This is a genomic window from Citreimonas salinaria (genome assembly GCF_900107235.1).
Classification (GTDB): domain Bacteria; phylum Pseudomonadota; class Alphaproteobacteria; order Rhodobacterales; family Rhodobacteraceae; genus Citreimonas; species Citreimonas salinaria.
Genome location: NZ_FNPF01000004.1, coordinates 239,760 through 253,415, shown reverse-complemented (window position 1 = coordinate 253,415; position 13,656 = coordinate 239,760). Strand labels below are relative to the sequence as shown.

Genomic DNA, 13,656 nt, shown 5'->3' with positions numbered 1-13,656 from the left:
TGGAGAAGCGAGATGCTGGACACCCTGCCGCGCGGAACGATCTGCATCGAGGACATCGAGATGGGCATGGCGCGCCACGTGCAGAAGCAGGTGACCGAGCAGGATATCGAGCTGTTCGCCCGGATCTCGACCGACCGGAACCCGGTCCACCTGGACGACGAATACGCCCGCGACACGATCTTCGAGGGGCGCATCGCGCATGGCATGCTGACCGCCGGGCTGATCTCGGCCGTGATCGGCGAACAGCTTCCGGGGCACGGATCGGTCTACCTCGGGCAGTCGCTGCGGTTCCTCGCGCCGGTGCGCCCGGGCGAAATGGTCCGCGCCGAGGTCACGGTGACCGGCATCGACATCGCGAAGCGCCGCGTGACACTGGATTGCCGGTGCACCGTCGATGGCAAGCCGGTGCTGGTGGGCGAAGCGACGGTGATGGCGCCGACCCGCGCGCCGGCCTGACCCGCACGACCGCCAGGGGCAGGAGCGCACCGGCCGCGGTCGTGCGCCAGTCCGAAGCCCCTGCCGAAGGCGGGAGCCGAGTAATCTGCGCGCGCCGCAGGCGCGCTCCGCTTGCCAGAATTCAGGTCAGGCGAAACCCGTCGGGGATGGCGTCGCGCCCCTCCAGCACCAGGTCGGCCACCACCTCGGCCACCTTTGGCGCCATGCCGAAACCGATCTTGAAACCGCCATTGGCCACGCAATGCCCTGGACGGCCGGGCCAGCCGCCAAGCAGCGGCGCCCGGCTGCGCGCGCGCGGCCGGACCCCCGCCCAGCGGGCGATCACCTCGGCGCCGACCAGCGCCGGAACCGCCGCGCGCGCCCGCGCGACCAGAGCGTCGCATTGCGCATCGACCGCATCGCCGGTGTCGAAGTCACGCTCGGATGTCGAGCCGATCGCCACTGTGCCGTCCGCGTGCGGCACCACGTGCAGGCCGTCCACGAACAACTGCGGCGCTTGCCGGGCGTCGAAGCGCAGCAGCGCGGCCTGTCCCTTGACCCCGTCGCCTACCTTGCGACCAAGCGCGTCCGAGAGGTCGTGCAGGCCGCGCCACCCGGTTGCCCAGATCACCGCGCCTTCGTCCGCCGCCTCGGGCGCGATCTCGGCCCCGCACGCGCGCAGCGCCGCGACCAGCGCCGCGCAGGCCATGCGCGGGTACAGGCGCGCGGCAAGCGTGTCGTGGATCAGCCAGCCGGAGTGTGACATTGGCGCAAACGCGCCCGCATCCTCGGCACGGACGACCTCCCACGAAGCCCGGCCCTGCCACAGCGCGGCCGCACCCTCGGCGCGCGTGCGCGCCAGCGTCAGCGCGGCGTCGTCCGCGACCGGTTGCAGCCGGCCGGTGCGGGCATAGCCGGGGCTGACGCCGCCGGCCGCCTCGACGCCCTGCCAGAAGGCGCCGGCCATCAGCAGGCTTTCGAGCTGAAAGGCTTTCTTCTCGTTCCAGTTCTCGGGGGCGTGCGGCGCCAGCGCGCCGACGATGCCGCCAGACGCTCCCGCGCCCGGCCCGTGCGGGTCGACCACGCGCAGGCGCGCGCCGCGTTGCGCGCAGGCCCAGGCAATCGACAGGCCGAAGATCCCCGCCCCGCGCACCGTCACGTCGACCCTTGCCATTGTGCGCGCCTCCCGGCATTGCCCCATCCGAACCGGAGGCCGTGATGCCAGACAATTGCGACACCGACCAGAGCCATCCCGCCGGCCATCCCGTGGACTGGCGCGACGCCGTACCGGTCTCGCGGCGCTTCGACGATCCGTTCTTCTCGCTGCAGAACGGGTTGGCCGAGACGCGCCACGTCTTCCTGCAGGGCAACGGCCTGCCCGCGCGGTTCCGCGACGGCTTTCACATCGCCGAGCTTGGTTTCGGCACCGGGCTGAACCTGCTGGCCGCGCTGCAGGCCTGGCGCGACAGCGGTGTTCAGGGCGTGCTGCATTTCACCACGTTCGAGGCATATCCGCTTGCGCCCGAAGCGATGATCCGCGCGCAGGCGGCCTTTCCCGAGCTTGCGTCCGTGGCCGACGACCTGCGCCCCTACTGGAACGAGGGCACGCGCCGCATCGCGCTGCCCGACCTAGCCTTCACCCTGATGGAGGGCGATGCGCGCAAGACGCTGCCGGCGTGGGGCGGCCGCGCCGACGCCTGGTTCCTCGACGGGTTCGCGCCCGCGCGCAACCCGCAGCTTTGGGGCGACGACCTGATGGCGCAGGTCGCAACGCACATGACGCCGGGCGGCTCGGCCGCGACCTACGCGGCGGCCGGCCACGTGCGCCGCGCGCTGGCGGCGGCGGGGCTTGAGGTGGCCCGGCTGCCCGGATATGGGCGGAAACGTCACATGACGGTGGCGCGCAAGCCCTGAAGGACCCCGACCATGGCGCAGCAGGACACGAGGCTGGGCATCCTTCTGATGGTCGCCACCACCTTCGTCTTCGCCATGCAGGACGGGATCTCGCGCCACCTGGCGTCGGAATACAACGTCCTGATGGTGGTGATGATCCGGTACTGGTTCTTCGCCGCCTTCGTGATCGCCGTCGCCGCGTGCAAGGCGGGCCTGCGCGCAGCCGCCGCCACGCGCCTGCCTTGGCTGCAGGCCTTTCGCGGCGTGCTGCTGGTGCTCGAGATCAACGTGATGGTGCTGAGCTTCGTCTACCTGGGACTGGTGGAAAGCCACGCGATCTTCGCGGTCTACCCGCTGCTGGTCGCGGCGCTGTCGGGGCCGGTTCTGGGCGAGTTCGTCGGCTGGCGGCGCTGGGTCGCGATCGCGCTGGGCTTCGTCGGCGTGATCATCATCCTGCAGCCCGACGACGGCGTGTTCTCGCCCTATGCGGTGATCCCGCTGATCGCTGCGCTGATGTTCGCGCTTTACGGCCTGCTGACGCGCTATGTCGGCCGCGTCGACAGCGCCGCGACCTCGTTCTTCTGGACCGGCACCACCGGCGCGGTGGCCGCCACGGCAATCGGCATCTGGTTCTGGGAACCGATGACCGCCCCGGACTGGGTCTGGATGGGCGCGCTGTGCATCACGGGTGCCACGGGTCACTTCCTGCTGATCAAGACCTACGAGGTGGCCGAGGCCAGCGCGGTTCAGCCCTTCGCCTACCTGCAGCTTCCCTTCGCCGCCGCACTGGGCCTGCTGGTCTTCGGCGAGACGCTACGCAGCAACGTGGTGATCGGCGCGGGCATCATCGTCGCGGCGGGTTTGTTCACCCTGTGGCGGGCCCGCGTCGCGCGCAGCTGATATCCGCGACGCGGCAGAGGCGCAGCGGCCTCCCTCGCGCCGGCGAGGCAATTCACCCGCGCGCTACTTCCGGATCGAAAGGCTGTTTCAGCCTCGCGCGAGTCGTTTCCGCGCGCGTGGCCGCAGCGCTAGTTCAGCAGGCCCGCGTGGCGCAGCGCTGCGTCCAGCTTTTCGCGCGTCGGCGGCGTCACCGGCAGCAGCGGCAGGCGCATCTCCTCGGCGCACAGGCCGAGACGCGACATGGCGTATTTCACGCCGCACAGGCCCGGCTCGGTGAAGATCGCGTGGTGCAGCGGCATGAGCCGGTCCTGAAGCGTCAGCGCCTTCGGGTAATCGCTGGCAAGGCACGCCTCCTGCATCTCGGCGCAGAGGCGGGGCGCCACGTTCGCGGTGACCGAGATGCAGCCGACGCCGCCTTGGGCGTTGAAGCCGTGCGCGGTCGCGTCCTCGCCCGAGATCTGCAGGAAGTCCGGGCCGCAGGTGATGCGCTGCTGGCAAACGCGCGCCAGATCGGCCGTCGCGTCCTTGACGCCGACGATGCGCGGCAGCTTGGCAAGTTCGCCCATCGTCGCGGGCGTCATGTCCACAGCCGAGCGGCCGGGGATGTTGTAGATGACGAGCGGCAGGTTGCAGCAATCGTGCAGCGCGGTGAAATGCGCGATCAGTCCGGCCTGCGTCGGCTTGTTGTAGTAGGGCGTCACCACCAGCGCCGCGTCCGCGCCCACGCGTTCGGCGTGCTGCAGGAAGCGGATCGCCTCGGACGTGTTGTTCGAGCCTGCGCCGGCGATCACGGGGAGGCGGCCGGCGGCGGCCTCGACCACGCATTCGATGACCTGCTCGTGCTCCTGGTGGCTGAGCGTCGGGCTTTCGCCGGTGGTGCCAACGGGCACGAGGCCGTGGCTGCCTTCTTCCACGTGCCAGTCGACCAGGCGTTTGAGCGTGCCGAAATCCACTGCGCCGTCCTTGAACGGCGTGACCAGTGCGGGCATCGATCCCTTCAGCATGACACGCTCCTTCCACTGTGGTTTACCGGGGATCCGCCCAAGCGGTCGTGATTGGACGACCGCCGCGGCCCGGGTAATGTGTTGCGCGGGTCTATTCCTTTTCGAGATGGGAAATGCAAGCCATGACGCGCATTCTGACGCTTTGCCTGGCGCTTGTGCTGTCGACGCACGCCGCGGCACAGGACGGGGCCGCCGCGCTTGGCCGGGCGATGGACGCGGTGCGGGCCGGCGACTGGGACGATGCACGCTCGACCGTGCGTGGTGCGGGGCAGATCGGGTCGGACATCGTGACGTGGCACGCACTGCGAGCCGGACGCGGCACGCCCGAAGAGGTGACCGATTTCCTCACCCGCAACCCCGACTGGCCCGGCCTGCCCTACCTGCGCGAACGGGCCGAGCCGGTGATCGCCGGCGCCGATCCCGCCGTTGTCCGCGCCTTCTTCGATGACCGCACGCCGCAGACGGGCGACGGCGCGCTGGCCCTGGCGCAGGCGCACCTGGCCGCCGGCGAGACCGGGCCGGCCGAGGTGCTGGTGGTGCTGGCGTGGCGCACGCTGGCGCTGGACGGCGACGGCCGAAAGGCGTTTCTGGACCACTGGGGCGATCTGCTTCGTCCGCATCACGAGGCACGGCTGGACATGGCGCTGTGGCGCGGCTGGACGGCGAATGCCGGCGCGATGCTGCCGCTGGTCGACGACGGCTGGCGCCGGCTGGCCGAGGCGCGCATGGGCCTGCGCGCGGATGCCGCCGGTGTGGACGGGCTGATCGCGCGGGTGCCCGACCGTCTGTCGGATCATCCCGGACTGGCGCATGAACGCTTCCTCTGGCGCGTGCGCAAGGGCCGTGCGCAGGACGCGACGGACCTGCTTCTGGAACGCTCGACCTCGGCCGCCGCGCTGGGCGAGCCGTGGGCCTGGGCCGACGCGCGGAGCGACTTGGCGCGCGACCTGATGCGCGAGGGCGACGTGGTCCAGGCCTATCGGGTGGCATCCACGCATTACCTGGTCGACGGGTCGGACTTCCCCGATCTCGAATGGCTGTCGGGCTATCTCGCCCTGCGCTTCCTGAACCGGCCGGACCTGGCATTGCAGCATTTCGAGGCGTTCCACGGCGCGATCGACACGCCGATCTCGCTGGGGCGCGCCGGTTACTGGCTGGGCCGCGCGCACGAGGCGCTGGACAATGCCGAAGCCGCGGCGACCGCCTACGCGATGGGCGCCCGGTACCAGACCACCTTCTACGGGCTGCTCGCGGCGGAACGTGCCGGACTGCCGGTCGATCCGGCGCTGGCCGGCACCGAAAGCTTCGGCGACTGGAAGACCGCGCCTTGGACCGAAAGCAGCGTCTTCAAGGCGGGCATGCTGCTGCTGGAGGCCGGCGAGAACCGTCTGGGAGAGCGTTTCCTGACGCATCTCGCGGAATCGCTGGATCGCGACGGGATGGGCCAGATAGGCGCCATGTTCGAGGAGATGGGCCGCCCGCACATGCAGGTCATGCTGGGCAAGCGCGCCGCGCAGTTCGGCCACGAGATCCCCGGCCCCTACTACGCGGTGCACCCTCTGGTGGCGCAGGCGGAATACCCGGTCCCGCGAGAGCTGGTCCTGTCGATCGCCCGGCGCGAATCCGAGTTCGACCCGGTGGTGATCTCGGGCGCGGGCGCACGAGGGTTCATGCAGCTGATGCCGGGCACGGCGAAGGACGTGGCGGGGTGGCTGGACCTGGAATACGACGTGGACAGGCTGCTGTCGGACCCGGTCTACAACGCCAAGCTGGGCGCGGCATACTTGGCGAACCTGGCGCGACGCTTCGGCGGAAACGTCGTGATGATGGCGGCAGGATACAATGCCGGACCCAGCCGCCCGTACCAGTGGATCGAACGCTTCGGCGATCCGCGCGGCGGCGGCGTGGACGTGATCGACTGGATCGAGTTCATCCCCTTCGACGAGACGCGCAACTACGTGATGCGCGTGGCGGAAAGCCTGCCGGTCTACCGCGCACGGCTGGGCAAGGACCCGCACCCGGTACCGTTTTCGCAGGAACTGGCCGGCGCGACGCTCGCCACGAACTGAGCGCGCCGAAGATGAAAAGCCCCGGCATTGCCGGGGCTTTGTCGTTTCGGGCCGGACCCGCCGCGCGTTACTGCGTCGGGTCGCCTTCGAGCCCCTCGGGCTGACCGACGACCACGAAGCGGAGCGCCTCGGGCTTCAGCAGGCGCGCGGCGACGCGGTTGATATCCTCGACCGTCAGGGCCTCGATCATGGCATTGCGCGTTTCGACGTATTCCGGCGTCAGCCCGTCGAGCTGCATGCCGACCAGGATGCTGGCGATCTGGCTGTTGCCGTCGAAGCGCAGCGGATAGGCGCCGGTCAGGTAGGTCTTGGCCCGCGCCAGCTCGTCCTCGCTCACGCCGTCGCTGGCCATGCGCGCCCATTCCGCACGCACCACGTCGATGGCCTCGGCGATGCGGTCGTTCGCCGACGCGACCTGCCCCATGTAGAGCGCCGCGTGATCCTTTGGCACGAGATAGGAATAGACGCCGTAGGTCAGGCCGCGCTTCTCGCGCACCTCTTCCATCAGGCGGGAATCGTAGCCGCCGGCACCGAGGATCGTGTTGAGCACGTAGGCCGCGAAGAAATCGGGATCGTCCCGGGCAATACCTTCGTGCCCGAACATCGCCACCGATTGCGGCGTGTCGAACGGCACCACGGTCACGCCCTCGGTGGTCGCGACCTCGGCCTCGCCCGGCAGCGGGGCGCCCTCTTCGGGCAGATCGCCCAGCAACTCGTCCAGCAGCACGCCCAGCTCTTCGGCACTGATATCGCCGGCGGCGGCGACGTGGACGCGGTCCCGCGCGATGGTGCGGTCGAAGGCCTGCACCACGTCGTCGCGTGTCAGGGCGCCGACGCTGTCGATCGTGCCCTGGTAGTCGCTGCCATAGGGATGATCGCCGAAGGCGCGCCGGTCGAAGGTCTGCGCCGCGATCGCGTTCGGGTCTGTTGCGTCCGACCGGATCGAGGACAGGATCTGCGCCTTCACCCGGTCGATCGCGTCCTGGTCGAAGCGCGGCGATACCAGCGTTTCGCGCAGCAGCGCCACCGCCTCGTCCTGCGTCTCGGTCAGGAACTGCGCCGAGACCGACACCGCGTCGTCGCCCACGTCGTAGCTGAAGCGCGCCGCGAGGCTTTCGGCCACGGTGGTGAATTCGCGCGCGTCGCGGTCGCCCGCGCCCTCCTCGAGAAGCGCGGTCATCAGGTTGGTCGCGCCGCGCTTGCCCTCGGCATCCAGCGAGGCGCCGCCACGGAAGCGCAATTCGAGCGCGACGAACGGGATCGACGGTTCCTCGACCAGCCAGGCCTCGATGCCGCCGGGGCTGGTGACTTCCTTGATCTCTATGTCGGCGCGGGCGGCAGTGGCCGCGAGGACCAGCGCGGCCGCGAATGTCAAAAGCTTCATTGCGTCGCCTCCGGCGCGTCGGTTTGGGATTGCATCAGGTAGCCGGTCACCGCCTTGTCGCGGTCGAAGACCATCCGTGCGGCGGCCAGGATGTCTTCTTCGGTCACGGCCTGAAGCACGTCGGGCCAGGCCTGCACGTCCTCGACCGTCAAGCCCGAGGTCAGCGCCGCCCCGTAGCGCCGCGCCAGCGCATCTGCGTTGTCGCGGGCATAGATCTGCTGCGCGCGCATCTGGAACTTGATCCGCTCGAGTTGCTCGGGGTCGACACCGTTTTCGAGGAACTCGGCGACCGTCTCGTCCACCGCGGCCTCGGCCTCCTCCAGCGTGACGCCTTCGGCGGGCACGATGATCAGGCCGAAGGTCGTGTCGTCGTAGGACACGCCGTCGTAGAACGCGCCGGTATAAACCGCCTTCTGCTCCTCGAACTGCAGCTTGGTGCTGAGGACCGAGGTCTGCCCGCCGCCGAGGATCTCGGACAGCAGGGTCAGCGCCGCCGCCTGTTCCTGCGCGCCGGCGTCGCGTTCCGGCGCCAGGTAGGTGCGGATCACGTAGGGCTGCGCCACGCGGGGATCGTCGAACATCAGGCGGCGTTCGGCGCGGTGCGGCGGCTCGGCCACCCGTTCGCGCGGTCCGATATCGGGATCGGCCGGGATCGGGCCGTAATGCTGTTCGGCCAGTACGCGAACCTCGTCGGGCGTGACGTCGCCGGCGACGACGAGGATGGCGTTGTTCGGCTCGTAATGGGTGTCGTACCAGGCCTGCGCCTCGTCCAGGCCCAGCCGGTCCATCTCGTGGCGCCATCCGATGATCGGGGTGCCGTAAGGATGGTGGATGTACTGCGCGGCGCGGCGCTGCTCCATGAACAGGGCGGCGGCATCGTTTTCCACCCGCTGGTTGCGCTCTTCTATGATGACGTTGCGCTCGGTATCGATGATCTCGGGCGACAGGCGCAGGTTCTTCATGCGGTCGGCCTCGAGCTCCATCATCAGGCCCAGCCGGTCGGCGGCGACGCGCTGGAAATAGCCGGTGTAGTCGAAGCTGGTGAAGGCGTTGTCGCTCCCGCCCTGCTCGCTGACGATGCGGCTGAACTCCTTGGGCGCCAGCGTGTCGGTGCCCTGGAACATCAGGTGTTCGAGGTAGTGCGCCACGCCCGACACGCCGCGCGGTTCGTCGGCAGAGCCCGCGCGATACCACAGCATGTGCGTGACGGCCGGCGCGCGGTGATCCTCGATCACCACGACGTCCAGCCCGTTGTCCAGCGTGAACGTCGTCACCTGGTCTGCCGTGCCCTGCGCGGATAGCGGCAGCGCGGCGATGATCGTCAGCGCAACGGCGCTGGCCAGTCTCAGCATGGTCTCTCCCCGGATCGTCGGTGTCCCTCACAAGCTACGATATGAGAGACCGCGTTCAACCGCCGTGACGATTCCGTGACCGGCTCAGCCCTCGGGCGGGGCGGTGGGGGTGCGCGCGCCGGCGCGGCGGTAGACCTCGAGCCAGCGATAGGCGTCCAGCGTCTGCGACCGGTAGGCGGCGGCGTAGTCGTCGCGCGGCACGATCGACCAGGTGAACAGCGACTGGCGCTGCCGGAAGGCCAGATCGTCGGCCGCAAGCTCGGCCCGGATACCGGCATCGCGGCCAAAGCGGCTGGCGGCCGAGACGAGCGTCGCGTCCTGCGCCGGGATCGCCGCGCCACGCGCCACGGTCGCCGCCGGATTGCCGCCGAGGGCGGCGACGGCGTCGGCCTTGGGGTTCAGGTCGGTGCGGTTCGCGCCCCCCGGCGTCGGTGCCGGCAGCGCGGTGGTCTCGGGCAGTTCCAGCGGCCGGTTCGGGACGATGCCGAATTCCTCCGGCGAGCGGTCGAAGGACCGCAGGTCGCGCAGCCCGATGTCGCGGTCTCCGCACGCGGCCAACGTGCTGAACAGTGCGCCGAACGCAAGTACACCCAAAAGACGCGCAGCCCGCATCGTCACCTCCGCCAGTCTGTTGCCTGATCTATCGCATATGCCCGGCGCCGTCACGAGGGCTTTTCTCCGCCTGATTTGGCGCCCGGGAACAGCACCAGCCCCGCCGCCCCCGCGAAGATCGCGATGTCGGCCACGTTGAACGCGTAGGGATTGTCGATGCCGCAGCACGACATGTTGAGAAAGTCCGCCACCGCGCCGTAGAGCAGCCGGTCCACCACGTTGCCCAGGGCGCCGCCGATCAGCAGCCCGGCCGATGCCGCGCCCCACGGGCCCGGCGGGTCGCGCCGCATCCAGACCAGGACGAACAGCACGATGCCCAACGCGACCGCGATCAGGATCCAGCGGGTCATGTCGGCCTGCCCGGACAGCAGGCCGAAGTTGATCCCGTAGTTCCACGCCATCCGCAGGTTCAGGAAGGGCGGCCACACGTCGATCGCGCCCCGCGCGTCCAGCCGCATCCAGTGCACGATCCAGAACTTGGTCGCCTGGTCCAGCACGAAGACCAGCACCGACACCAGTGCCACGCGCTTCATCGCCGCGCCGAAGGCGGGGTTCGACGACGCGCTCAATGCCGGAAGTGCCGCATGCCGGTGAAGACCATCGCCAGCCCGGCCTCGTCGGCGGCGGCGATGACCTCGTCGTCGCGCATCGAGCCGCCGGGCTGGATGACGCAGGCGGCACCCGCCTGCGCGGCCTCCAGCAGACCATCGGGAAACGGAAAAAACGCGTCCGACGCCACGGCCGAGCCGATGGCCGGGCTTTCGCCCAAGCCCAGCGCGTCGGCCATGCGCTGCGCCTTGGTCGCAGCGATCAGCGCGCTGTCCAGCCGGCTCATCTGTCCGGCGCCGACGCCCACCGTCTGCCCGTCCTTCGCGTAGACGATGGCGTTCGACTTGACGTACTTGGCCACGCGCCAGGCGAACAGCAGGTCGGCCATCTGTTCGGGCGTCGGCGCCTTCTTCGTGACCACCTTCAGGTCTGCCGCCTCGACGTACCCCCCGTCGCGGTCCTGCACCAGGAACCCGCCCGAAACCTGCGTCCAACGGCGGCCCGACGCACGGGCATCGGCCATGCCATCGGTGACCAGCAGGCGCAGGTTCTTCTTGGGGGCGAAGACCTTGCGCGCCGCGTCGTCGGCGCCGGGGGCGATGACGACCTCGGTGAAAATCTCGGTGATCGCCTGCGCGGTCTCGGCGTCCAGCGGCCGGTTCAGCGCCACGATTCCCCCGAAAGCCGAGGTCCGGTCGCAGTCGAAGGCGCGCGCGTAGGCCTCGGCCAGCGTGGCGCCGGTGGCGACGCCGCAAGGGTTGGCGTGCTTGATGATTGCGCAGGCCGGACCGTCTGCGGGCGCGAATTCGCTGGCCAGCTCGAACGCGGCGTCGGTGTCGTTGATGTTGTTGTAGCTCAGCTCCTTGCCCTGAAGCTGGCGCGCCGTGGCGACGCCAGGACGGCCAGAGCCGTCGCGGTAGAACGCGGCCGCCTGGTGCGGGTTTTCGCCGTAGCGCAGCGTCTGCGCGAGCGTGCCGGAAAAGGCGCGGCGGCGGGGCGTGGCCTCGTCGATGGCACCGGCCATCCAGGTGCTGACGGCGACATCGTAGGCGGCGGTGCGGGCATAGGCGATCTGCGCCTGCCGCTTGCGGAAGGCCAGCGAGGTCTGCCCGTCATGGGCGTCCAGCTCGGCCTCCAGCGCGTGGTAATCCTCCACGTCCACGATCACGTTCACATAGGCGTGGTTCTTGGCGGCCGCGCGGATCATCGCCGGGCCGCCGATGTCGATGTTCTCGATGCAGGTGTCGTAGTCGGCGCCCTTGGCCACCGTCTCCTCGAACGGGTAGAGGTTCACCACCAGCAGGTCGATCGCGCCGATGCCGTGCTGCTCCATCGCCGCCTTGTGGTCGTCGTCGTCCCGCAGCGCCAGCAGCCCTCCATGCACCATCGGGTGCAGGGTCTTGACCCGGCCGTCCATCATCTCGGGAAAGCCCGTCACTTCGGCCACGTCGCGCACGGCGATGCCGGCGTCGCGTAGCGCACGGGCCGAGCCGCCGGTCGACAGGATCTCGATCCCGCGGGCCTCGAGCGCGCGACCGAGGTCGATCAGACCTGTCTTGTCGGAAACGGAAAGCAGCGCGCGGCGGATCGGCTGAAGGTCGGGCATCGGGGCTCCTCGGGGATGGGTCAAACGTATTCGTCCGCCTCGTCCTGGACCAGGTCGCGCACGGCCAGCGCCGTGTCCTGCGTCTTTTCCAGGGTCCACCGGACGCGCGTCGCATACTCCATCGCGCGGCCGGATAAAACGACCTGTTTCGTCGCGCGCGGCTGAAGCCGGCCATGCTCGAGGTAAACCGACGGTTCGACCGCGATCTCGGCGGCACCGTCGAAGCGCAGGCCCCACATCTCGCCCGAACGGAGCGCCATGCTCGCGCCGGTACCGTCCGTCTCCAGCGCCACGTCGACATCCGGATGAAGGTGGAAATGGATTCGGAACGGCAGGCCCGAACGTTCGGCATTGCCCAGCGCGGCGGCGAAGCGGCGCTTTCCCGGTTCGTCCAGCGCAACCAAATAATCCTCGCCGCGAAGGCTGCGACCGTCCAGGCCCAGGGAAAGGCAGCGGGCGTGGGTCAGCCCGTACTCGGCCACGTAACCGTCATGCCCGCCCTCGAAGATCTCGGCCTGCGCGCTGCGGCTGAACTGCGCGGGCACGGTACCCGGCCCCTGCGCCAGCCATTCCCCGCGCCCGCGCCGCGCCGGCACCAGCCGGGCCGAGGACCGCGCGTTCAGGCACAGCGTCGAATGCGACGGGCTGGCCCGCCCGGCGCGGCGCCAGCCTTCGCCGAAATCGTCGCCCGCGCCGCAATTGACGATCAGCGGACGGCGTCCCGATGTCAGTTCGAACGCCAGGGTCGAGGCATGTGCCGCGGCCGAGGCGCGTCCCGAGGGCGGGGGCGCCGCGTCGGCGATGACCGTGGTGCGCCCGCCCGCCAATCGCGAGAACCCCATCGCCAGACCGTCGCGCCGCTTGCGCCGCACGCCGGACGCGGCGAGTGCGGCGTCCAGCCGCCCCTCGGCGCCGCGCCCGCCTCCGTGAAAGCGCGCCAGCCCGCCATCCGCGTGGCGCAGCGCGCGCAGGGTGGGCGCCATGCGGGCGATCGCGTCGCCCAGCGCCGCGTCGGGCGGCCGGCCCGCCTGCTCGAACGCCAGTTGCGCCCAGGTCAGCAGGGTGAACACGTCAAGCAGGTCCTCGGGGTTGCGGCTGGGCAGACCACCGCCCCAATCGATCCTTCGTGCGCATTCCGCCGCCAGCCCCCGGCGCGCCGGCTCGACGAAACGGTCCAGTCCCTCGAGCGTCAGCGCCCCGTAGAGCTCCCCGGTCAGCGCCTCGAACCGCGGCAGGCCCGGCGGCGCGGAGCCGGTACGCGCCGACAGGAACCGCGTTTGCGCCGCCAGCACCTGATGAAGCCGGCGCGCCTGCGCGGCGTCCGCGCCGCGCAGCAGCAGCAGGCCGTGATGCACCAGCCGGATCATCCGCCGGCCGGTCAGTTCCGGCGTCCAGCCCGGCCCGCTGCCCCGGCCGTAGCGGTCTATCCAGTCCCGGACCCAAGCCTGCGCCAGCGTGCGCGCCTGCACGTCGCCCACTGCCGCGAGGTCGTCGAGCCAGGTGAACCCGTGCAGCGCGTCGCGGAACGCCGCGTCCGGCATGTCGACATCCCAGAGGCTGCGGTCGGGCGCCTCGACCAGGTGGCCCGCGAACAGCAGGTTTCCCGCGATCAGCTGTCGGCCGCGGGCGTGGAAACCGATCGTGCGCGGTTCGGGCTGCACCGTGAACCCGCGCGACGGCTTGGCCCGCGCTGCAAGACGCGCGTGCAGCCGGTCGAGCCATCGCGCCTGCGTCGCGCGCCAGTCGTTCAGTCGGGCCATCGCTCGGGTTCGTGCTCTGTCGCCTCGGGGCGCCCGTTGTCCGGGCGGCGTCTGCGCGACACGATAGCCGGCTTGCCGCCCCGTGTCATCGC

12 protein-coding genes are annotated in these 13,656 nt (G+C 70.2%); 4 read left to right on the top strand and 8 right to left on the bottom strand.

All coding sequences use genetic code 11. From position 1 onward, the window contains the following. Nucleotides 1–12: 12 nt before the first annotated feature. The gene (locus BLW27_RS07280) at nucleotides 13–456 is read left to right on the top strand and encodes a MaoC family dehydratase (RefSeq protein ID WP_089881583.1); all 444 of its coding nucleotides are present in this window, start codon (nucleotides 13–15) and stop codon (nucleotides 454–456) included. 121 nt (nucleotides 457–577) lie between these two features. Here the strand turns inward: BLW27_RS07280 and BLW27_RS07275 are convergent, their stop codons facing one another. After that, nucleotides 578–1,609 carry an NAD(P)/FAD-dependent oxidoreductase gene (locus BLW27_RS07275; RefSeq protein ID WP_089881579.1) on the bottom strand — a complete coding sequence of 344 codons (1,032 nt, stop codon included), beginning with the start codon at nucleotides 1,607–1,609 and terminating at the stop codon, nucleotides 578–580. A 44-nt stretch (nucleotides 1,610–1,653) separates the two neighbouring features. On the opposite strand from BLW27_RS07275, the gene mnmC2 reads away from it, so the two are divergent. Together mnmC2 and BLW27_RS07265 are read left to right on the top strand one after the other, a co-directional pair. After that, nucleotides 1,654–2,349: a tRNA (5-methylaminomethyl-2-thiouridine)(34)-methyltransferase MnmC2 gene (gene mnmC2 / locus BLW27_RS07270; RefSeq protein ID WP_089881576.1), complete on the top strand. Its 696-nt coding sequence runs from the start codon at nucleotides 1,654–1,656 to the stop codon at nucleotides 2,347–2,349. 12 nt (nucleotides 2,350–2,361) lie between these two features. Continuing rightward, entirely contained in the window at nucleotides 2,362–3,228 is an 867-nt protein-coding gene (locus BLW27_RS07265) for a DMT family transporter (RefSeq protein WP_089881573.1), read from the top strand. Between the two features lie 128 nt (nucleotides 3,229–3,356). Here BLW27_RS07265 and dapA read toward each other — a convergent pair whose 3' ends face one another. Further along, nucleotides 3,357–4,232: a 4-hydroxy-tetrahydrodipicolinate synthase gene (dapA, locus tag BLW27_RS07260; RefSeq protein WP_089881570.1), complete on the bottom strand. Its 876-nt coding sequence runs from the start codon at nucleotides 4,230–4,232 to the stop codon at nucleotides 3,357–3,359. A 122-nt stretch (nucleotides 4,233–4,354) separates the two neighbouring features. On the opposite strand from dapA, the gene BLW27_RS07255 reads away from it, so the two are divergent. Beyond that, complete coding sequence (locus tag BLW27_RS07255; RefSeq protein WP_089881567.1) at nucleotides 4,355–6,301, top strand: lytic transglycosylase domain-containing protein; 1,947 nt, start codon at nucleotides 4,355–4,357, stop codon at nucleotides 6,299–6,301. A 67-nt stretch (nucleotides 6,302–6,368) separates the two neighbouring features. On the opposite strand, the gene BLW27_RS07250 is transcribed toward BLW27_RS07255, so the two are convergent. The 6 genes from BLW27_RS07250 to BLW27_RS07225 all read right to left on the bottom strand — a co-directional run bounded on the left by BLW27_RS07250 (nucleotide 6,369) and on the right by BLW27_RS07225 (nucleotide 13,564). After that, complete coding sequence (locus BLW27_RS07250) at nucleotides 6,369–7,685, bottom strand: M16 family metallopeptidase (protein ID WP_089881564.1); 1,317 nt, start codon at nucleotides 7,683–7,685, stop codon at nucleotides 6,369–6,371. Then, nucleotides 7,682–9,037 (bottom strand): M16 family metallopeptidase, encoded by a 1,356-nt coding sequence (locus tag BLW27_RS07245; protein ID WP_089881561.1) that lies wholly within the window; start codon nucleotides 9,035–9,037, stop codon nucleotides 7,682–7,684. Before BLW27_RS07245 ends, BLW27_RS07250 begins: the two co-directional genes overlap by 4 nt. A gap of 84 nt (nucleotides 9,038–9,121) precedes the next feature. Continuing rightward, nucleotides 9,122–9,649, bottom strand: coding sequence for a DUF3035 domain-containing protein (locus BLW27_RS07240; RefSeq protein ID WP_089881917.1), 528 nt, complete (start codon nucleotides 9,647–9,649; stop codon nucleotides 9,122–9,124). Nucleotides 9,650–9,699: 50 nt separating this feature from the next. Next, complete coding sequence (gene lspA / locus BLW27_RS07235) at nucleotides 9,700–10,182, bottom strand: signal peptidase II (RefSeq protein ID WP_089881914.1); 483 nt, start codon at nucleotides 10,180–10,182, stop codon at nucleotides 9,700–9,702. A gap of 32 nt (nucleotides 10,183–10,214) precedes the next feature. Then, the gene (gene purH / locus BLW27_RS07230) at nucleotides 10,215–11,804 is read right to left on the bottom strand and encodes a bifunctional phosphoribosylaminoimidazolecarboxamide formyltransferase/IMP cyclohydrolase (protein ID WP_089881558.1); all 1,590 of its coding nucleotides are present in this window, start codon (nucleotides 11,802–11,804) and stop codon (nucleotides 10,215–10,217) included. A gap of 20 nt (nucleotides 11,805–11,824) precedes the next feature. Then, nucleotides 11,825–13,564, bottom strand: a complete 1,740-nt coding sequence (locus BLW27_RS07225) for a heparinase II/III family protein (protein WP_089881556.1) — start codon at nucleotides 13,562–13,564, stop codon at nucleotides 11,825–11,827. Nucleotides 13,565–13,656: the final 92 nt, after the last annotated feature.